This is a genomic window from Polaromonas sp. (assembly GCF_031411155.1).
In the GTDB taxonomy this organism is placed as follows: Bacteria; Pseudomonadota; Gammaproteobacteria; order Burkholderiales; family Burkholderiaceae_C; genus Polaromonas.
In genome coordinates, this window is record NZ_JANOAL010000206.1 from 16,454 (window position 1) to 34,719 (window position 18,266).

Genomic DNA, 18,266 nt, shown 5'->3' on the forward strand with positions numbered 1-18,266 from the left:
CGCGCTTCAGTACCGCGTCTGCGACAGCTCGGCAAACAGTTCGCTATATAAACGATAGCGGCTAGCGCTTATTCCGCCTGGGCCAGAGGCAGAATTGACCTCTGAAATGACGCCGCAGCCGGGTTCGTGCAGGTGCGTGCAGTTGTAGAACTTGCAGTCCTGCGCATGCGCTTTCAGGTCGGGCATCAGGCCGGCCAGTTGGGTCGGCTCAATATGGTGCAGGCCAAACTCCTGAAAACCGGGCGAGTCGATCAGGGCCGTGGTTCTGGCCTCGTCGATCCAGTACAGCGTGGTGCTGGTGGTGGTGTGCTTGCCCGAGTTCAGCGCCTGCGAAATCTCGGCCGTCAGCACCCGCGCGCCGGGCACCAGCAGATTGGTCAGGCTGCTTTTTCCGGCGCCCGAAGGGCCCAGCACCAGGGTTTTTTTGCCCTGCAGCAGCGCCAGCAATTCGGTGGTCTGCGCGTCATTGGCGCTGGCCGGCGTCGCTTTGGGCTTGATGGCCAGCGGCAGCATGGGGTAGCCCATGGCGCGGTAGGGCGCCAGTTTGGTCCAGGCGCGGCCAAAGGGCTCGGTCAAATCGCTTTTGTTCAGCGCAATGATGGGCGTGATGCGCTCGGCTTCGGCGGCAATCAGCGCGCGCGTCAGCTGGCTCTCCGAAAACTCGGGCTCTGCGGCGATCAGGATCAGTACCTGGTCCAGGTTGGCGGCAAAGGACTTGGTGCGCATCTCGTCCTGGCGGTAAAACAGGTTGCTGCGGGCCTCGATCTTTTCAATCGTGCCCTCGTCCTGCGAGGGCAGCCAGCGGATGCGGTCGCCGACCACGGCCTGGCTTTTCTTGCCGCGCGGGTGGCAGATCAGGCGCTCGCCGGCAGGTGTTTCGACCAGCACATGGCGGCCAAAGCCGGCCACCACCAGGCCGGGCAGGGTGCCAGAGACCGGCGCGGCCCCAGGGCGAGTCGGTTTGCTCAAGCCAGCAGGGCGTCAACCTTGGACGCGCAGAAAAAATCGCTGACCGAAATACCGCTCACATCATGCGTGTTGAAACGGACCGTGCACTTGCCGTAGCTCACCGCGAGGTCGGGGTGATGGTCTTCGGCATTGGCGATGAAGGCCAGCGCGTTCACAAAACCGATGGTCTCGTGGAAGTTTTTAAAGCTGAAGGTTTTCTCCAGCGCGCCGTCCATCAGGCGCCAGCCCAGCGCCTGCTCGCCATTGAGCTGGCTCAGTTGCGTGACGATTTCGGTGGCGCTCAGGGCGCGGCGGTTTTGATGAATGGGGTTGCTCATGCGGATGCGCCGTGGGCGGTTGGTAAAAGCGGGGTCATGCGGCTCAGCCGCTCGGAAGCGGGTGGGTGCGTGTAATAAAACTTCACAAACACCGGGTCGGGCGTGAGGGTGCTGGCGTTGTCCTGGTAGAGCTTGAGCAGCGCGCTTTGCAAGTCCTTGCCGTCGGTTTTCGACACCGCATAGGCGTCGGCCTCGAACTCATGCTTGCGCGAGAACCAGGCCAGCAGCGGCGAGACAAAAAAGCTGAACAGCGGCACCACCAGCATGAACAGCAGCAGGGCCAGCGCGTCGTTGGCACCCGCCAGGCTAGGCCGCACACCGAGTCCGGTGTAAAACCAGGTTTGCGAGGACAGCCAGCCCAGCAGTGCAAAGCCGGCCAGGCTCATGGCAAACATCGAGACGATGCGCTTGAGGATGTGCTTGTGCTTGAAGTGGCCCAGCTCATGCGCCAGCACCGCGTCCACCTCGCCGGGGCTGAGCTGGTTGAGCAGGGTGTCGTAAAACACCACGCGCTTGGCGGCGCCAAAGCCGGTGAAATAGGCATTGGCGTGCGCCGAGCGCTTGCTGCCATCCATCACGAACAGGCCCTTGGCCGCAAACCCGCAACGCTGCATCAGCGCCGTCACGCGGGCTTTCAGGGCCTCGTCGTCGAGCGGCTTGAATTTGTTGAAAAGCGGCGCAATGACCGTGGGGTAGAGCACCAGCACCAGCAGGTTAAAACCCATCCAGACAGCCCAGGCCCAAAGCCACCACAGGCTGCCGGCGCTGCCCATCAGCCACAGAATCAGCGCCACGATGGGCAGGCCGATGACCAGGCCGACCAGGGTCGATTTCACCAGGTCAGCCAGCCAGAGCCTGAACGTCATTTTGTTGAAGCCAAAGCGCTCTTCAATGCGGAAGGTGCTGTACAGCGTAAAGGGTAAATCCAGCGCGCCGCTGATGAGGCCAAAAGCCGCCAGCAGGGCCAGTTGCGGCACCAGGCTGCCGTAGGCCGCCAGGCCTGAATTCATCAGCGCCTGGTTCAGCGCGTCAATGCCGCCCAGCAGCGTCCAGGCCAGCAGCAAGGCGGCGCCGAACGCGGTTTGCAGCATGCCAAAGCGCGCCTTGGCGACGGTGTAGTCGGCCGCTTTCTGGTGCGCCTGCAGCGAAATGGTGGCGGCAAACGCCGCCGGCACCTGGTCCCGGTGTGCGGCCACATGCCGAATCTGGCGCGACGCCAGGTAGAACTTGGCCAGCAGGCCCAGCACCAGCAGGGCGGCGAACACCAGGGTAAAAACAAGGGAAAGGTCGGGAGAATTGGCCATCATGGGTGGCAGTTTAGGCTATCGGCGAGAATCGCAAGATGCCCGAAATTGAACCCCTACTGAAAAAATCAGACCAGAACCTGGTCTGGATCGACTGCGAAATGACCGGTCTGGACCCTGAAAAAGAACGGCTGATCGAGATTGCCGTTGTCGTCACCGGCCCGCAGCTGACGCCGCGCATCGAGGGCCCGGTACTGGCGATTCACCAGTCCGACGAGCTGCTGGACCAGATGGACAACTGGAACAAGGGCACGCACGGCCGCAGCGGCCTGATCGACAAGGTCAAGGCCAGCAGCGTGACCGAGGCCGATGCCGAAGCCCAACTGCTGGCCTTTTTGGCACAGTATGTGCCCAAGGCGGCGTCGCCGCTGTGCGGCAACACCATCAGCCAGGACCGGCGTTTTCTGGTCAAGTACATGCCAAAACTGGAAGCGTTTTTGCACTACCGCAATGTCGATGTCAGTACCTTCAAGGAACTGGCCAAGCGCTGGCGGCCCGAGGTCTACAGCGCCTTCAAGAAGCAGCAAAGCCACACCGCGCTGGCCGACGTGCATGAGTCGATTGACGAGCTGGAGCACTACCGCGAACACTTCTTGAAGTGATTTCTCGGCGTTTCAGGCACTTTTAAGGCTCTGGCCCAGCAGAAATGGGCTCAGTATGCTATTAAAATAATAGCAACCAATGCCTGCTGTAGAGCACGGCAGTGCCGCCGCAATACCCTTCGCTTTGCTGGGGGCTGGTAGAAACCCGTAAACCGCGCTATAATCATGGGCTTGCAGCAAGCACCGGGTGCCCTGCATTTGTACATCTACCTCACACTTTTGGACTCTACCAACAGAGTCACCGCTTCAGGCACCGGTTTACCGGAAGTCGCCCGAACCGAAATATTCGTTTGATGGTTGATGTTTTATTAACCATGAACGAAGCCTAGCCGTTACCCGGCAGGTGGTAGTTTCTTGTTCGCCTGCAAAAACTGTAAAAAGCGGCGCGCGCAAGTGATTAGTGAGAAAAAACATGAGTGACTCTTTTGAGGCTCGCGGCGACTTTCTGGCCGAAGCCAACACCGATATCCAGAACGATATCGAAATCAACGTGATCCCGGACTTTTCGGATGCGCCAGCTTCCCTCGAGGGTGCTGAAACCTCGCTGGAAGCGATTGCCCCCCAGCCCAACGGCTTTGTGAAGCTGGGCTTGGCCAAGGAACTGCTGCAGGCCGTGGCCGACATGGGTTTTTCCCAGCCGACCGCCGTGCAAATGGCGACCATCCCCAAAGCCATGCAGGCGCTGGATGCTGATCCGAAAGCCGCCAAGTTCACCGACCTGCTGGTTTCCAGCCAGACCGGCAGCGGCAAAACGGCGGCCTTCTTGCTGCCCGTGCTGCACACCCTGCTCAAGCAGCAGGAAGAAGCCGAGCGCCATGAGCGCGCCGAGTTTGAACGCCTGAGCGCGGAAGCCATCGCCAAAGGCGAGGCCCCTCCGAAAAAGGCCAAGCGCAAGGACCCGACCAACGCCCGCAACTTCAAGGCCGCCACCCCCGGCGCGCTGATCTTGTGCCCGACGCGCGAGCTGGCCCAGCAGGTTTGCGCCGACGCGATTGACCTGGTGCGCCATTGCCGCGGCCTGCGCATTGCCAACGTGGTGGGCGGCATTCCTTACCAGCTGCAAATTGCCAAGCTGCAAAACGCCAATCTGGTGGTGGCCACGCCTGGCCGCCTGCTCGATTTGCAGCGCAGCATGCAGATCAAGCTCGACGAAGTGCAGTTTCTCGTGGTCGACGAAGCCGACCGCATGCTGGACCTCGGCTTTGCCGACGACCTGACCGAAGTCAACCAGCTCACGATCGAGCGCAAGCAGACCATGATGTTCAGCGCCACCTTTGCGCCGCGCATCATGCAGCTGGCCACGCGCGTGATGCGCCAGCCACAGCGTGTCGAGATTGATTCCCCGCACGAAAAGCACGCCTCGATCACCCAATCGCTGCTGTGGGCCGACAACATGACGCACAAGCGCAAGCTGCTGGACCACTCGCTGCGCGACACCAGCATGAACCAGTCCATCGGGTTCGCCTGCACCCAGGTCGAATGTGACGGCCTGGCCAACGACCTGGTGCAGGAAGGCTTTAGCGCCGTGGCGCTGCATGGCGCCTTGGGCCAGGGCCTGCGCAATCGCCGCCTGATGGCTTTCCGCGATGGCCGCGTGCAGATTCTGGTGGCGACCGATGTAGCCGCCCGCGGCCTCGATGTGCCCACCATCACCCACGTCATCAACTACGGCCTGCCGATGAAGGCCGAAGATTATGTGCACCGCATTGGCCGTACCGGCCGTGCCGGGCGCGAAGGCCAGGCGATCACGATTGCCGAGTTCCGCGACCGCCGCAAGATCCAGGACATCGAGCACTACACCCAGCAAAACCTCAAGCCCAGCGTGATTGCCGGCCTGGAGCCGCAGCAACGCTTTGCCCCCACGTCGGATCGCCCGCGCGGCAATTTCGGTGGTGACCGTGGCGGCCGCAGCTTCGGCGGCGGCGGTGGCTTTGCCGGCAGAAAACCTGCCGGTGGTGGCTTTGGTGGCAACCGCGATGACCGCGGCGGCTTCGGCGGCAACCGGGGTGACGACCGTGGCGCCTTCCAGGGGCGCCCAGCGCCTCAGGTCAATGCCTACGCTGACCGCACCAGCTTCAACGACCGCGGCCCGCGCCGTCAGGACGACCGTGGTTTTGGCAACAGCAACGCCGGCTTTGCGCCGCGTGAAGACCGCAACTTTGGCGCCCGCAATGAGGGCTTCGCACCGCGCCCTGATTTTGCCAACCGCAAACCCGCATTCGCCAAGCCTGCCGGCAAGGTGTTTGTGCCGCGCGATGCGGCCAAAAAGGCCGGCAAGTTTTCCAAGCCTGCGCGGGACTGATCCAGGGACACCGGCCTTTTTGAAGGCCCGCCCCTCAAAAGCCGTTGCCAACCGAAAGGTTGGCAGCGGCTTTTTTTCATGTGCCAAGATGGCGGCTCAGCAACCCCTGAAAGCACCCTGTCATGAGCCCTTCCGCACCCAATCTGGACCCGCAGTGGCTGGACCGCATGTACAACAACCGTGCGCTGGTGCCGGAACACGCCCGCCACTTCGCGCGCTGGGACGAGGACTCGCGGCGTGCCCGCGAGCGCCTGCCTTGCCAGCTTGACCTGGCCTATGGCGAGGGCGCGGGCGAGACGCTGGACCTGTTTCCGTCGCCCCGGCCCGGCGCACCGGTGCTGGTGTTCATTCATGGCGGCTACTGGCGCGCGCTGGACAAGGCCGGCCATTCCTTTGTGGCGCCGGCGTTCACCGCAGCCGGCAGTTGCGTCGTGGTGCCCAATTACGCGCTGGCCCCGGCGGTCAGCATTCCCCAGATCACACTGCAAATGGTCAAGGCGCTGGCCTGGGTCTGGCGGCAGATTGCGCTGCATGGTGGCGATCCGGCGCGCATCACGGTGGTCGGGCATTCGGCCGGTGGGCAGCTGGCGGCCATGCTGCTGAACTGCGACTGGCGCGCCTTTGGCGGCGACTTGCCGCCGGACCTGGTCAAGAACGCGCTGTCGATCTCGGGCCTGTATGACCTGGAGCCGATTCGGCAGACGCCTTTTTTGAAGGAGTCATTGAAGCTGACGCCGGCGCAGGTGTTGCAGGCCAGTCCGGCTTTGCTGCCGCGCCCCCGCCAGGGCACGCTCTACAGCGTGGTGGGCGCCAGCGAGAGCGACGAGTATCTGCGGCAAAACCTGCTGATCCAGCAGGTCTGGGGCGATAAAACCGTGCCGGTCTGCGAATCGCAGCTGGGACTGAACCACTTCAGCGTGCTGGAGGCCCTGGTTGATCCGGCGCACCGGCTGCACCGGCTGGCGCTTGACTTGTTGGGCCTGCCCCGGCCAGCGCCGCGCTGAGCCGTCTGCTGGCTCACATCAGCAGGTCTTCGCTTGAATTGTTGCCGCCCAGAACCACGTAGTTGGCCTTGCGGATATCCATGAGTTTTTTGCCGCCGGCATAGCTGATGGCGCTCTGGATGTCTTCTTCCATTTCGCGCAAGGTGTCTTGCAGCGTGCCCTTGACCGGCTCCAGGATGCGCTTGCCCTCGACGTGCTTGTACTCGCCCTTGTTAAAGTCCGACGCGCTGCCGTAATACTCCTTGAAGATCTGGCCATCCTTTTCCACGGTTTTGCCAGGGCTTTCCTCCAGGCCGGCCAGCAGTGAGCCAATCATCACCATGGTCGCGCCAAAGCGGATGGACTTGGCGATGTCGCCGTGTTCACGAATGCCGCCGTCGGCAATGATGGGTTTGGTCGCCACGCGGGCGCACCACTTGAGCGCCGACAACTGCCAGCCGCCGGTGCCAAAGCCGGTTTTCATCTTGGTGATGCAGACCTTGCCGGGGCCAATGCCGACCTTGGTCGCATCGGCGCCCCAGTTTTCCAGGTCAATCACCGCCTCGGGCGTGGCCACATTGCCGGCAATCACAAACGCGGCGGGCAGCTTTTCCTTGAGGTAGCGGATCATTTTTTGCACGCTGTCGGCATGGCCGTGGGCAATGTCAATCGTGATGTACTCGGGCACCAGGCCCTCGGCCACAAACTGGTCCACCGTGGCGTAGTCGGGTTGCTTGACGCCCAGCGAGATCGAGGCGTACACGCCCTGGGCCTTCATGTTGCGCACGAACTGCAGATTGTCCAGGTCAAAGCGATGCATCACATAAAAGTAGCCGTTGCGGGCCATCCAGAGGCAGATGTTCTCGTTGACCACGGTCTTCATGTTGGCCGGCACCACCGGGATGCGGAAGCTGCGCCCGCCCAGCGTCACGCCGGCGTCGCACTCGGAGCGGCTGTCGACCCGGCATTTGCGCGGCAGCAGCAGGATGTTGTCGTAGTCAAAAATTTCCATGATGTCCCAAGCCTCTGGAAGAACTGTTGATGAACAGAAGGCACTTGGACTGGACCGGCTTTTGCCCGCATTGCCGCAGAAACAAAAAACCGGGCGCAATTGCTTGGGCCCGGTGATTGATTCTAAGCCTGCTGTGCAGACCGGTGCTTAACCCGGTTGGTATATCGGTTATATCCGCAGGCGAATTTCCGGCACTTAGTTGGCCGGCACGATGCAGCGCGATTGCGCCGCCGTCAGCAGCCGGCCTTTTTCATCCTCCAGCCAGCCGATGACGCGCAGGCGGGTGGGATTGGCGGCCTGCGCAATGCCCATGGAGCGGGCTTCAAAAAACCGGTTTTGCTCTGTTTTTAATAGCGGCTTACGACTATCCCACGTGGACTGGAGCAGGTTTCTGACCAAATTTCGCTCGGTTGGCGAGCCTTCGGTGCCCGCTGGCAGGGTTTCGACCAGCGCCAGCCAGTAAGTCCAGGGCTGCTTTTTGGCGGCGGCTGGAACGGGCTTGAGTTCTATCGAGGCGCCGATGTAATCGGCCAGCGCCAGGCCATGGGCCACGCGCAGGGTACTGCCCTTGAGGCCCCGCACCGGCTGGCTGAGGTTCAGGCTGGCGGCGGGCGGGGCCTGGCGCAGCGCCTGCAGCCGGGCCAGCGCGTCGCGCGTGGCCACGCTGGACAGTGGCGCGTCGTCGCCCTTGCTGCCGGGCAGCACCCAGTCGAGTGCCACGGCGCGCGGACCGGCTTTGGGGGTGGCGGGGTCGGTCCAGCAGCTGTCGCAATCGGCGTTGATGAAGCGCTCCAGCAACTGCACCGGCCGGGGCTGGCCGTCGCTGGCACAAAATGACTGGGCCTGGGCGCCGCCCAGCGGGGCCAGCAGGGTGATTGCGGTGAGCAGGGCAAAGGGTTTCATCAGGGCTTTCTACAATGAGGGATGTTCTCAGAAGTCGCGCCAAACTCCCCTCTCTTACAAAATCTTAATCCAGAGCAGCTGGCGGCGGTGACCTTGCCCGCCACCCACGCGCTGATTCTCGCAGGGGCAGGCTCGGGCAAGACCCGGGTGCTGACGACCCGCATCGCCTGGCTGCTGCAAACCGGCCAGGTCTCGCCCGGCGGCATTCTGGCCGTCACCTTCACCAACAAGGCCGCCAAGGAGATGCTGGCGCGCCTGTCGGCCATGCTGCCGGTCAATGTGCGCGGCATGTGGATTGGCACGTTTCATGGCCTGTGCAACCGGTTTTTGCGCGCCCACTACAAGCTGGCCAATCTGCCGTCGACATTTCAGATTCTGGACACGCAGGACCAACTCTCGGCCATCAAGCGGCTCTGCAAGCAGTTCAACATCGACGACGAGCGCTTTCCGCCCAAGCAGCTGATGTACTTCATTGCCGGCTGCAAGGAAGACGGCCTGCGCGCCAAGGATGTGCCGGTGCGCGACGAAGAAGGCCGCAAGAAGGCTGAAATCTATGCGCTCTATGAAGAGCAGTGCCAGCGCGAGGGCGTGGTCGATTTTGGCGAGCTGATGCTGCGCAGCTACGAACTGCTGCAGGGCAACGCCCCGGTACGCGAGCACTACCAGCGGCGCTTTAGGCACATCCTGATCGACGAGTTCCAGGACACCAACAAGCTGCAGTACGCCTGGATCAAGATGCTGGCCGGGCAGGGCGCCGATGCGGCGCAAGGCGTCAACCCCATGCCCGGCGGCTCAGTGGTGGCGGTGGGTGACGACGACCAGAGCATTTACGCCTTTCGCGGCGCCCGCGTCGGCAACATGGCCGATTTTGTGCGCGAGTTTGGCGTGCAGCACCAGATCAAGCTCGAGCGTAACTACCGCAGCTTTGGCAACATCCTCGATTCAGCCAACGAGCTGATCAGCCACAACAGCAAGCGCCTGGGCAAGAACCTGCGCACCGAGGCCGGGCCCGGCGAGCCGGTGCGGGTCTACGAGTCGGCCAGCGACTTTGCCGAGGCGCAGTGGTTTGTCGACGAGGTCAGGCAACTGGTGCGCGATGGCACCGAGCGCAAGGAGATTGCACTGCTGTACCGCAGCAATGCGCAAAGCCGGGTCATGGAAACCGCGCTGTTCAACGCCGGCGTGCCCTACCGCGTGTATGGCGGCCTGCGCTTTTTTGAGCGCGCCGAGATCAAGCATGCGCTGGCCTACCTGCGCCTGCTGGAGAACCCGCATGACGACACCAGCTTCATGCGCGTCGTCAATTTTCCGCCGCGCGGCATCGGCGCGCGCAGCATCGAGCAGCTGCAGGATATTTCGCGCGCCTCGGGCTGCTCGCTCAACGACGCGGTCAGCGCCGTCACCGGCAAGGCCGGCGCCAATCTGGGCGCGTTTGTGGCCAAGCTGGATGTGCTGCGCGAGCAGACCACGGGCCTGACCCTGCGCGAAATCATTGAGCTGGTGCTGCAGCACAGCGGGCTCGAAGCGCACTACAAGCTGGAGAAAGAGGGTCAGGACCGTCTCGAAAATCTGGCCGAACTGGTCAACGCCGCCGAGTCATTCGTGAGCCAGGAAGGCTTTGGCCGCGATGCGGTGGCGCTGCCGGTCGATGAACTGGGCGCACGCCTGACGCAATCGCCGGCCAGCCAGGGGCTGGATGCCGCGGCAAGCCTGCTGGATGAACCGCTGCCCGAGTTGCTGGCACCCGACAGCGAGACCGGCGAAACCCTGAGCCCGCTGGTGGCTTTTCTGACGCACGCCGCGCTCGAGTCGGGCGACAACCAGGCGCAGGCCGGGCAGGACGCGGTGCAACTCATGACGGTGCATTCGTCCAAGGGGCTGGAGTTTGACTGCGTCTTCATCACCGGGCTGGAAGACGGTATCTTTCCGCACGAGAACTCGCTGAGCGACGCGGGCGGTATCGAGGAAGAGCGGCGCCTGATGTATGTGGCCATCACCCGGGCGAGGAAGCGGCTGTACCTGAGTCATTCGCAAACCCGCATGCTGCATGGCCAGACCCGCTACAACCTGAAGAGCCGGTTTTTTGACGAGTTGCCCGAAGCCGCCCTGAAATGGATCACGCCCAAGCAGCAAGGCTTTGCCGCTGGCCTGGGGGGTGGCAAGCGGTGGGGAGATGCTATGAATTCAGGAGCAGAATCAACGCGTACTGATTGGGCTAGCAGTGTTTTTTCTTCAAAATCGGGAGCTTCGGAGCGGTTTGCCAACCCGCCGCTGCCGCCGCAGCGCAGCGCGCCCTCGCACGGCCTGAAAAGCGGCATGAACGTGTTTCATGCCAAGTTTGGCGAGGGCCGAGTGCAGATGCTGGAAGGCAGCGGCGACGATGCGCGGGCGCAGATCAACTTCACCCGGCATGGCGTGAAGTGGCTGGCGCTCAGCGTGGCCAAGCTCACCGTCGTCTAGGCGCCTGGCGGGCTATTGGTTTTTGGCCTTGTAGTCGGCGATCGATTTGGCCAGGTCCTGGTATTCCTCGCAGCTGGTGTTGCCGCAAATGCTTTGCAGTTGGGCCAGGTGTTCCTCGGCCTTGGCCGGGTTCTTGTCCACCAGGTAAGCCTCGCCGATGTACTCGTGCGCCCCCCTGTGGTTGGGGTTGAGCTTGAGCGCGATGGTGTACTGCTCGAACGCCTTGGGCAGGTCGGGCGTGGCCTGCTTGCGCAGCGAATAGCCCAGCAGGTTGTGCACGTCGGCATTGCGCGGTGCCTCCCTGGCGGCCAGGCGCAGCTCGCTCTGCGCCTTTTTGAAGTCACTGACCTTGATCGCTTCGCGCGCCAGCGACAGCCGCTCGGCCACCGTGGGCGCCGAGACGGTGGTGCCCATGTCTGCCGCCAGAGCGGCGCCGGTGGGCAGCGCCGCCAGGCACAGCGCTACGCCGGAAAGACTGCTTGAAAGACGGGTCGAAAGGTTTTTGGTGTGAGGTGAACGCATGAAATTCCCCTTGGATAAATCGATGTCGCCTAGTAGCCCATGGTTCCGCTACCGTCCTTGCTGCCCTTGCGTCCGGCAATTTGCCAGGCGGTTCGCTGGCCGACCAGCCGGCCCAGAAACTCCAGCTCCTCGTCGCTGTGGTTGATGGCCCGGGCCGGGGTCAGCAGGCGGCCTTCCCGGGGGCCGGGCTCGCCCCAGAAGGCCTGGTGATATTCTGCCTTGGATAGCGCTTTCTCACCACTGGCGTCCAGATCCACCGTGCCGTAGCAGTTGCAGAAATAGTTGCGCTGGTCGGGAAACACCTCGGAATACACGCCGGTGCCGCGTATGCCGGCCGTCATGGTGGGCATGACGATGGCACGGCTGGTGCCCTTGCCCCAGACGCTGACGACCGCACCGCTTAGCAAACGCAGCAGGCTGACGGTGCTCAGGGTGGCGCCGCGTTCCACCGTCATCATGGTGTTCTGGCGCACCTGAAAAGCCGAGTTGCCAATCAAAAAAATCAGGCTGGCGCCGGGCCCGGTCTGGATCTGGTCACCGGTCTGGATGGTTTGCTGGGGCAGCAGGCGGCGGCCGTTGAGCAGCGCGTCGCCGACCAGCTGAACTACGTTGCTGCGCTGCTGCGCCATCGCGGCAGGTAGGCCGCCCAGCGCCACCCAGGCCGCGGCGGCCTTGAGCGTGTCGCGCCGTTGAAACCACAAAATTTCTTTTTCGGTGCGGCCTTGCAGCAGGTGCTGGGTCATGAAGCGTCTCCTGGGTTCACAAAGTTGTCGGGCTTGGGTGCTGAATCATCCGGCTCGCTGGCCACAAAGCTGTCGCGAAAGGTGAAGTAAATCGAGGTAAAAAACATCGCCACGATGACCAGCGCGACCGGAAACATGACCACGGCCGCCAGCGCCGGATTGCCCAGCAGCGTGGCCAGCAGCGACACGGCGATGGCGGCCAGCATGAACACGCCGGTCCAGGCCAGGCCGAACACGCTGAGCGCGCCAAAGTTTTTGTAGCAGGCCATGAAGCTGAAAAACAGGCTCTTGACCGGCGTCACGCCATGCCAGTGCACCAGCGCCGGCGCATGCCAGAACAGCAGCGACAGCGGCAGGTACAGTGCCAGCGCCACCCACATCGCCATCTGAAAACTGCTTTGCAGCACCAGCTCTTCCGTGATCTTGCCACCCACCAGATAGAGTTTGGCAAACTGGCCACCGTCGAACAGTGCCGACACCGCCATCAGGGCCAGAAAGCCGGCCGCATACAGCGCGCCCAGCACCATCATGGCGCGCTTGCGCTGCTGCCCGGCGCGAAACGCGCTGATCAGGATCGAGGGCATCGGAAACTTGCCCTTGGTGGCCTCCTGGGTGGCCGCCATCAGGCCCAGCGTGGCCGCCGGCAGCAGGGCCAGCGCCAGCGCCGCGCCCACAAACGGCACGAGCGTGGCGACCGAGAGCAGCGCCATGAACATGAAAAACAGCCCGGACAGGGCCAGCGGTTGCTGCAGAAAGGTTTTGATGCCGAGTTTGACCCATGTGATGCCAGTACGCGCGGGAACAATGTTTAGTTTCATGGTGGATGCAAAAAGATGAACTCGGGGGAGGCGGTGAGTGGCATGTGGCGAATGGCTGGCTGCAGGGCAGAGTTTGCCTCAAAGCCGTGGCCCCGGGAGCGGCACGTTTCAGAGGGTGGCCGGGTGCGTGATGCGTTCGCGCAGCACGCGCTCGAAATGCTTGGGGTCATGCGCTTTCAGCACCGCCGCTTCGCGCGGCAGGTGAAAATCCCACAGCCGCGAAATCCAGAAGCGCAGGGCGCCGGCGCGCTGCATGGCGGGCAGCAGGCCGCGCTCCTGCACGGTCAGGTGGCGCACGCGCTGGTAGGCCTCAATAAACGCTGCGGCGCGCACCGCATCGTGCGTACCTGTTGCCAGGTCTATGCACCAGTCGTTCAGGCCAACGCCCAGGTCAAACAAAAAGGTGTCGCTGCCGGCAAAGTAAAAATCAAAAAAGCCGGTCAGCTGCCCGTCCTCGAACATCACGTTGTCGCGAAACAGGTCGGCGTGCACCGCGCCGCGCGGCAGGCTGCGCCAGGCTGATGAGGCGGCGATGTGGTTCTGGTAGGCCAACTCGCCCAGAATCAGGCTGCGCTGCTCGGGCGACAGGTGCGGCAGCACCACCGGAACGGTCTCGTTCCACCAGCTCAGGGCGCGCAGATTCGGTTGCTGGCGCGGGTAGTCCAGCGCGGCCAGGTGCATGCGGGCCAGCATCTCGCCGACCTGGGCGCAGTGCTCGGGCGTGGGGGCCAGTTCATGGTGACCGCGCAGCTTGTTGACCACGGCGGCCGGTTTGCCCTTGAGCCGGTGCAGGATGGTGCCGCTGGCATCGGCGACCGGATCCGGCACCGCAATGCCGCGCTCCGCCAGGTGTTTCATCAGGTGCAGGTAATAGGGTAGCTGCTGAAAAGTCAGGCGTTCAAACAGCGTCAGCACATAGTGGCCGCGCTCGGTATCGACAAAATAGTTGGTGTTTTCAATGCCGCCTGCCGCACCTTTGATGCTTTGCAGGGGCCCCAGATTCAGGCTGTGCAAGAGCGCAGCCGCCTCGTCAAACGAGACTTCGGTGTAAACGGCCATGCCTGAAACTGGATCCTGAGCGAAAAGGTTAAAACTTGAACAGGTTCCAGACGCGCGAACCATTGGTGTCGCCGCTGCCTGCCGCAGGGGGGGTACCGCGGGCGCCCTCGGCCGGCTTGACCTCGTAGTTGGGCCCGCCGGTCTTGGGCTGGACCGTGATCTTCTGGGTTTCGCCGCCCACCCGCAACTCGTCGATGCTGGTGCCCGCATCTTCGGTGTGGATGCGCTGGATTTTCTGGTCGGTGCGGCTGCCGCCGGCGGGTGCGCCGGTTTTGGCTGCCGGGGCCGTCTGCGGTGCCTGGGTTTGCGCCACGGCGGCAGCCAGCGGCAACGCCGCCACCAAGGCCATCAGCAGGCGGGAAAATGCGGTTTTCATGCCCGTATTGTAGGCTTGCAGCGCACCGGGTGGGGCCTTGCGATATCCCCGACAATCGGGCGCTATGAGCACCGACAAAAAAACACTGCTGCTGGTGGATGGCTCCAGCTATCTTTACCGCGCATTTCACGCCATGCCCGACCTGCGCGTGCTGCCCGGCGACCCGCAAAGCCAGGCCACCGGGGCGATCCGCGGCATGATCAACATGATGCAGAAGCTGCGCAAGGACGTGCGCGCCGACTATGCGGTGTGCGTGTTCGACGCCAAGGGCCCGACCTTTCGCGATGCGCTCTACCCGGAGTACAAGGCGCAGCGCTCGGCCATGCCGGACGACCTGCGCAGCCAGGTCGAGCCCATCCATGAGGTGGTGCGCCTGCTGGGCTGGAAGGTGCTGGATGTGCCCGGCGTGGAGGCCGACGACGTGATCGGCACGCTGGCCTGCCTGGCGTCGCGGCAACAGATCGAGGTCATCATTTCCAGCGGCGACAAGGACCTGAGCCAGCTGGTCGATGAAAATATCACCGTGATCGACACCATGAACGACCGGCGTCGCGACGTCGCCGGGGTGCAGGCCGAGTTCGGCGTGCCGCCACGCCTGATGGTGGACTACCAGACCCTGGTCGGTGATGCGGTGGACAATGTGCCCGGCGTGCCCAAGGTGGGGCCCAAGACGGCGGTGAAGTGGCTGCTCGAATACGGCTCGCTCGACGCACTGGTAGCGCGCGCCGGCGAGCTCAAGGGCGTGGTGGGCGACAACCTGCGCCAGTCGCTGGCCTGGCTGCCCAAGGGCCGCGAACTGCTGACCATCAAGAAGGATTGCGAGCTCGATGGCTACATCGCCGGCCTGCCCGCGCTCGATGCCATCAGCATAGGCGGCCAGCAGACCGAGGCGCTGAAGGCGTTTTACGAAAAATACGGCTTCAGGGGCCTGGTCAGAAGCATAGAGGTACAGGATGCGCCGGCCGAACTGCCGGCCGGCGACAAAAGCCAACGCCTGGGCGCAAGCCCTGCCGCGTCGACCGACTCACCTGGCCTGTTTGACGCGCCGGCCTTTCTGGACACGCCGCTGGCGGCCCGCGCCAGCAATCTCAAGTACGACACGATTTTCTCGTGGCCGGCGTTTGAGGCCTGGCTGGACAGAATTGAAGCGGCCGAACTGGTGGCGCTGGACACCGAAACCACCTCGCTCGACGAAATGCGCGCCGAAATCGTCGGCCTGAGCTTTAGCGTCACGCCCGGCGAAGCTGCCTACATTCCGCTGACGCATGACTACCCGGACGCGCCGGCGCAACTGCCGCGTGACGAGGTGCTGGCGCGGCTCAAGCACTGGCTGGAAAACCCGGCAAAGCCCAAGCTCGGCCAGCACGTCAAATACGACCGCCATGTGTTTGCCAACCACGGCATTGAAGTGCAGGGCTATGCCCACGACACCATGCTGCAAAGCTATGTGCTGGAAGTGCACAAACCGCACGGCCTGGCCAGCCTGGCCGAGCGCCATCTGGGGCGCAGCGGCATCAACTACGAAGACCTGTGCGGCAAGGGCGCCCACCAGATCAAGTTCAACCAGGTCGATATTGCCAAGGCGGCTGAATATTCTTGCGAAGACTCGGACCAGACGCTGGACGTGCACCGCGTGCTGTGGCCGCAGCTGCAGGCCAATGACAGGCTGCGCTTTGTTTACGAGCTGGAGATGCAAAGCAGCGAAAGCCTGTACCGCATCGAGCGCAACGGCGTGCTGATCGATGCGCCCATGCTGGCCAAACAGAGCGGCGAGCTGGGCGCGCGGATTTTGCAGCTGGAAGCCGAGGCCTACGAAATTGCCGGGCAACCCTTCAACCTGGGCAGCCCCAAGCAGCTCGGCGAGATTTTCTTTGACAAGCTGGGCATGCCGGTGATCAAGAAAACCGCCACCGGCGCGCGAAGCACCGATGAGGAAGTGCTCGAAAAGCTGGCCGAAGACTACCCGCTGCCCGCCAAGTTGCTGGAGCACCGGTCCCTGAGCAAGCTCAAGGGCACCTACACCGACAAGCTGGCGCAACTTGCCAATCCGAAGACGGGCCGGGTGCATACCCACTACGCGCAGGCGGTGGCCGTTACGGGCCGGCTCAGCAGCAACGACCCCAACCTGCAAAACATTCCGGTCAAGACCGCCGAGGGCAGGCGCGTGCGCGAGGCCTTTGTGGCCCCGGCCGGCAGCGTGATTGCCAGCGCCGACTACTCGCAGATCGAGTTGCGCATCATGGCCCACATCAGCGGCGACGCAGCCTTGCTGCGAGCCTTTACCGAAGGGCTGGACGTGCACCGCGCCACCGCCGCCGAGGTGTTTGGCGTGGCGCTGGACCAGGTCAGCAGCGAGCAGCGCCGCTACGCCAAGGTCATCAACTTCGGCCTGATCTACGGCATGAGCAGCTTTGGCCTGGCGCGCAACCTGGGCATTGAGACCAAGGCGGCAGCCGCCTACATCGACAAATACTTTCAGCGCTACCCGGGCGTCAAGCAGTACATGGACGAAACGAAGCAAAGCGCTAAAAGCAAGGGCTATGTGGAAACCGTGTTTGGCCGGCGCCTGTATCTGCCTGAGATCAACTCACCCAACGGCCCCAGGCGCGGCGGTGCCGAGCGCGCCGCCATCAACGCGCCCATGCAGGGCACGGCGGCCGACCTGATCAAGCTCAGCATGAACAAGGTGCAGCAGGTGCTGGACGCCGAGCAGCGCGCGACCCGCATGATCATGCAGGTGCATGACGAACTGGTGTTTGAAGTGCCCGCGGCCGAGGTTGAGTGGGTGCGGGTTGAAATTCCGCGCCTGATGGCCGGCGTGGCTGATCTCAAGGTGCCGCTGCTGGCCGAAATCGGGGTGGGTGAGAACTGGGAAAAAGCGCACTAGTACGTTGACACATAAATAACGAAACATATATAAACTCTCGTTACCGCCATTTGGCATACCGGAGTTTGCTCATGCGCCAGACAGAACTGCACTTGACCGAGGAGGACCGCTCGGTCATTGAGGAGATTCGCAGCAAGGGCTTGCACCATGCGCGACAAGTCAATCGGGCGCATATGCTGTCCTGCCTGGATCGAGGCGTTCCAGAGGCCCAGATCATGGCCGTTCTTGGCGTCGGGCGTACTGCCGTGTGGCGCACCCGCGCGGCGTATTTGCAAGGGGGCCTGGAGTTGGCGATGTTTGACGTGGCACGCTCAGGTCGGCCCGTCCAGTACGACACGGATGCCGAGGCACGGGTGACTGCGCTGGCCTGCTCAGCTCCGCCCGAAGGGCGCCAGCGCTGGACGATGATCGAGCTCGAACGTGCCGCCCGCCAGGAACCAGGTCTGGGCGCCGTCAGCAGGGAAACCGTGCGGCGCATGCTCAAAAAAACGATCTCAAGCCCTGGCGCAAGCTGATGTGGTGCATCGGGGCGTTGACCGGGGAATACCGGCAACGGATGTACAACTTGCTCGAACTGTACGCACGGCCACTGTCTCGGGCTGAACCGGTGATTTGCATCGACGAGAAGAGCCTGCAGCTCATCGGCAACAGCCGCGCGCCGCTGCCCATGGCCCAACACACTCCAGCCAAGCAGGACTATGAGTACACGCGTCACGGCACGACCAACCTGTTCGTGGCCGTGGAGCCCAAGGCGGGACAGCGCATCGTCTCGGTCACCGAGCGCCGAGGCAAGGTGGACTTCGTTGTCTTCATCGGTGGACCGCTCATCGGCGCATACGCCAAGGCGCGCCGAGTCCACCTGGTGCTGGACAACCTCAATACTCACTTCAGAAAGTGCTTCGACGATGTGCTGGGTCAGCGCGCGGCCACAAAGCTCTTGCGCAGGGTGCAGTTTCACTACACGCCCAAACACGCGAGTTGGCTGAACATGGCGGAAATTGAGATCGGC

Annotated in this window: 17 protein-coding genes; 7 read left to right on the forward strand and 10 right to left on the reverse strand. The window is 63.1% G+C overall.

The features are described from left to right. Positions 1 to 6: 6 nt before the first annotated feature. The 3 genes from rsgA to RMO23_RS12955 are packed head-to-tail and all read right to left on the reverse strand — an operon-like array spanning position 7 to position 2,590. Complete coding sequence (rsgA, locus tag RMO23_RS12945) at positions 7 to 969, reverse strand: ribosome small subunit-dependent GTPase A (protein WP_309682133.1); 963 nt, start codon at positions 967 to 969, stop codon at positions 7 to 9. Continuing rightward, positions 966 to 1,286: a 4a-hydroxytetrahydrobiopterin dehydratase gene (locus tag RMO23_RS12950; RefSeq protein WP_309682136.1), complete on the reverse strand. Its 321-nt coding sequence runs from the start codon at positions 1,284 to 1,286 to the stop codon at positions 966 to 968. The genes rsgA and RMO23_RS12950 overlap by 4 nt, the downstream gene beginning before the upstream one ends. Next, entirely contained in the window at positions 1,283 to 2,590 is a 1,308-nt protein-coding gene (locus RMO23_RS12955; RefSeq protein ID WP_309682176.1) for a M48 family metallopeptidase, read from the reverse strand. Before RMO23_RS12955 ends, RMO23_RS12950 begins: the two co-directional genes overlap by 4 nt. A gap of 38 nt (positions 2,591 to 2,628) precedes the next feature. Here RMO23_RS12955 and orn point away from each other — a divergent pair, with 38 nt between their 5' ends. The 3 genes from orn to RMO23_RS12970 all read left to right on the forward strand — a co-directional run bounded on the left by orn (position 2,629) and on the right by RMO23_RS12970 (position 6,498). After that, a complete protein-coding gene (gene orn, locus RMO23_RS12960; RefSeq protein ID WP_309682138.1) occupies positions 2,629 to 3,192 on the forward strand; it encodes an oligoribonuclease in 564 nt (187 codons plus the stop codon). Between the two features lie 412 nt (positions 3,193 to 3,604). Then, positions 3,605 to 5,494 carry a DEAD/DEAH box helicase gene (locus tag RMO23_RS12965; RefSeq protein ID WP_309682140.1) on the forward strand — a complete coding sequence of 630 codons (1,890 nt, stop codon included), beginning with the start codon at positions 3,605 to 3,607 and terminating at the stop codon, positions 5,492 to 5,494. A 122-nt stretch (positions 5,495 to 5,616) separates the two neighbouring features. Then, entirely contained in the window at positions 5,617 to 6,498 is an 882-nt protein-coding gene (locus RMO23_RS12970) for an alpha/beta hydrolase (protein ID WP_309682143.1), read from the forward strand. Positions 6,499 to 6,511: 13 nt separating this feature from the next. On the opposite strand, the gene RMO23_RS12975 is transcribed toward RMO23_RS12970, so the two are convergent. Together RMO23_RS12975 and RMO23_RS12980 are read right to left on the reverse strand one after the other, a co-directional pair. Continuing rightward, entirely contained in the window at positions 6,512 to 7,489 is a 978-nt protein-coding gene (locus RMO23_RS12975; RefSeq protein WP_309682146.1) for a GMP reductase, read from the reverse strand. 195 nt (positions 7,490 to 7,684) lie between these two features. After that, positions 7,685 to 8,392, reverse strand: a complete 708-nt coding sequence (locus RMO23_RS12980) for a hypothetical protein (protein WP_309682149.1) — start codon at positions 8,390 to 8,392, stop codon at positions 7,685 to 7,687. 21 nt (positions 8,393 to 8,413) lie between these two features. Between RMO23_RS12980 and RMO23_RS12985 the strand changes: the two genes are divergently transcribed. Beyond that, complete coding sequence (locus RMO23_RS12985) at positions 8,414 to 10,852, forward strand: UvrD-helicase domain-containing protein (RefSeq protein ID WP_309682151.1); 2,439 nt, start codon at positions 8,414 to 8,416, stop codon at positions 10,850 to 10,852. Positions 10,853 to 10,864: 12 nt separating this feature from the next. On the opposite strand, the gene RMO23_RS12990 is transcribed toward RMO23_RS12985, so the two are convergent. The 5 genes from RMO23_RS12990 to RMO23_RS13010 all read right to left on the reverse strand — a co-directional run bounded on the left by RMO23_RS12990 (position 10,865) and on the right by RMO23_RS13010 (position 14,370). After that, positions 10,865 to 11,374: a tetratricopeptide repeat protein gene (locus tag RMO23_RS12990; RefSeq protein ID WP_309682153.1), complete on the reverse strand. Its 510-nt coding sequence runs from the start codon at positions 11,372 to 11,374 to the stop codon at positions 10,865 to 10,867. A gap of 29 nt (positions 11,375 to 11,403) precedes the next feature. Beyond that, positions 11,404 to 12,117 carry an iron dicitrate transport regulator FecR gene (locus RMO23_RS12995; protein WP_309682155.1) on the reverse strand — a complete coding sequence of 238 codons (714 nt, stop codon included), beginning with the start codon at positions 12,115 to 12,117 and terminating at the stop codon, positions 11,404 to 11,406. Continuing rightward, positions 12,114 to 12,935 carry a BPSS1780 family membrane protein gene (locus RMO23_RS13000; RefSeq protein WP_309682158.1) on the reverse strand — a complete coding sequence of 274 codons (822 nt, stop codon included), beginning with the start codon at positions 12,933 to 12,935 and terminating at the stop codon, positions 12,114 to 12,116. Before RMO23_RS13000 ends, RMO23_RS12995 begins: the two co-directional genes overlap by 4 nt. A 108-nt stretch (positions 12,936 to 13,043) precedes the next feature. Beyond that, on the reverse strand, positions 13,044 to 13,994 hold the full coding sequence (locus tag RMO23_RS13005) for a homoserine kinase (protein ID WP_309682161.1): 951 nt from the start codon (positions 13,992 to 13,994) through the stop codon (positions 13,044 to 13,046). 28 nt (positions 13,995 to 14,022) lie between these two features. Further along, positions 14,023 to 14,370: a hypothetical protein gene (locus RMO23_RS13010; RefSeq protein WP_309682163.1), complete on the reverse strand. Its 348-nt coding sequence runs from the start codon at positions 14,368 to 14,370 to the stop codon at positions 14,023 to 14,025. A 64-nt stretch (positions 14,371 to 14,434) separates the two neighbouring features. Between RMO23_RS13010 and polA the strand changes: the two genes are divergently transcribed. The 3 genes from polA to RMO23_RS13025 form a co-directional block, all read left to right on the forward strand. Further along, on the forward strand, positions 14,435 to 17,257 hold the full coding sequence (gene polA / locus RMO23_RS13015; RefSeq protein WP_309682168.1) for a DNA polymerase I: 2,823 nt from the start codon (positions 14,435 to 14,437) through the stop codon (positions 17,255 to 17,257). Between the two features lie 71 nt (positions 17,258 to 17,328). Beyond that, a complete protein-coding gene (locus tag RMO23_RS13020) occupies positions 17,329 to 17,772 on the forward strand; it encodes a helix-turn-helix domain-containing protein (protein WP_309682171.1) in 444 nt (147 codons plus the stop codon). Further along, a partial coding sequence (locus RMO23_RS13025; protein WP_309682173.1) for an IS630 family transposase occupies positions 17,772 to 18,266 on the forward strand: 495 nt, incomplete at its 3' end. The genes RMO23_RS13020 and RMO23_RS13025, both read left to right, overlap by 1 nt.

Coding starts and splice junctions, on each gene's coding strand:
- RMO23_RS12950 (WP_309682136.1), bottom strand. CDS start 1,286: ATGAGCAACCCCATTCATCAAAACCGCCGCGCCCTGAGCGCCACCGAA.
- RMO23_RS12990 (WP_309682153.1), bottom strand. CDS start 11,374: ATGCGTTCACCTCACACCAAAAACCTTTCGACCCGTCTTTCAAGCAGT.
- RMO23_RS12975 (WP_309682146.1), bottom strand. CDS start 7,489: ATGGAAATTTTTGACTACGACAACATCCTGCTGCTGCCGCGCAAATGC.
- RMO23_RS12995 (WP_309682155.1), bottom strand. CDS start 12,117: ATGACCCAGCACCTGCTGCAAGGCCGCACCGAAAAAGAAATTTTGTGG.
- RMO23_RS12970 (WP_309682143.1), top strand. CDS start 5,617: ATGAGCCCTTCCGCACCCAATCTGGACCCGCAGTGGCTGGACCGCATG.
- RMO23_RS13000 (WP_309682158.1), bottom strand. CDS start 12,935: ATGAAACTAAACATTGTTCCCGCGCGTACTGGCATCACATGGGTCAAA.
- orn (WP_309682138.1), top strand. CDS start 2,629: ATGCCCGAAATTGAACCCCTACTGAAAAAATCAGACCAGAACCTGGTC.
- RMO23_RS13010 (WP_309682163.1), bottom strand. CDS start 14,370: ATGAAAACCGCATTTTCCCGCCTGCTGATGGCCTTGGTGGCGGCGTTG.
- RMO23_RS12985 (WP_309682151.1), top strand. CDS start 8,414: ATGTTCTCAGAAGTCGCGCCAAACTCCCCTCTCTTACAAAATCTTAAT.
- RMO23_RS13020 (WP_309682171.1), top strand. CDS start 17,329: ATGCGCCAGACAGAACTGCACTTGACCGAGGAGGACCGCTCGGTCATT.
- RMO23_RS12980 (WP_309682149.1), bottom strand. CDS start 8,392: ATGAAACCCTTTGCCCTGCTCACCGCAATCACCCTGCTGGCCCCGCTG.
- RMO23_RS12965 (WP_309682140.1), top strand. CDS start 3,605: ATGAGTGACTCTTTTGAGGCTCGCGGCGACTTTCTGGCCGAAGCCAAC.
- RMO23_RS12955 (WP_309682176.1), bottom strand. CDS start 2,590: ATGGCCAATTCTCCCGACCTTTCCCTTGTTTTTACCCTGGTGTTCGCC.
- polA (WP_309682168.1), top strand. CDS start 14,435: ATGAGCACCGACAAAAAAACACTGCTGCTGGTGGATGGCTCCAGCTAT.
- RMO23_RS13005 (WP_309682161.1), bottom strand. CDS start 13,994: ATGGCCGTTTACACCGAAGTCTCGTTTGACGAGGCGGCTGCGCTCTTG.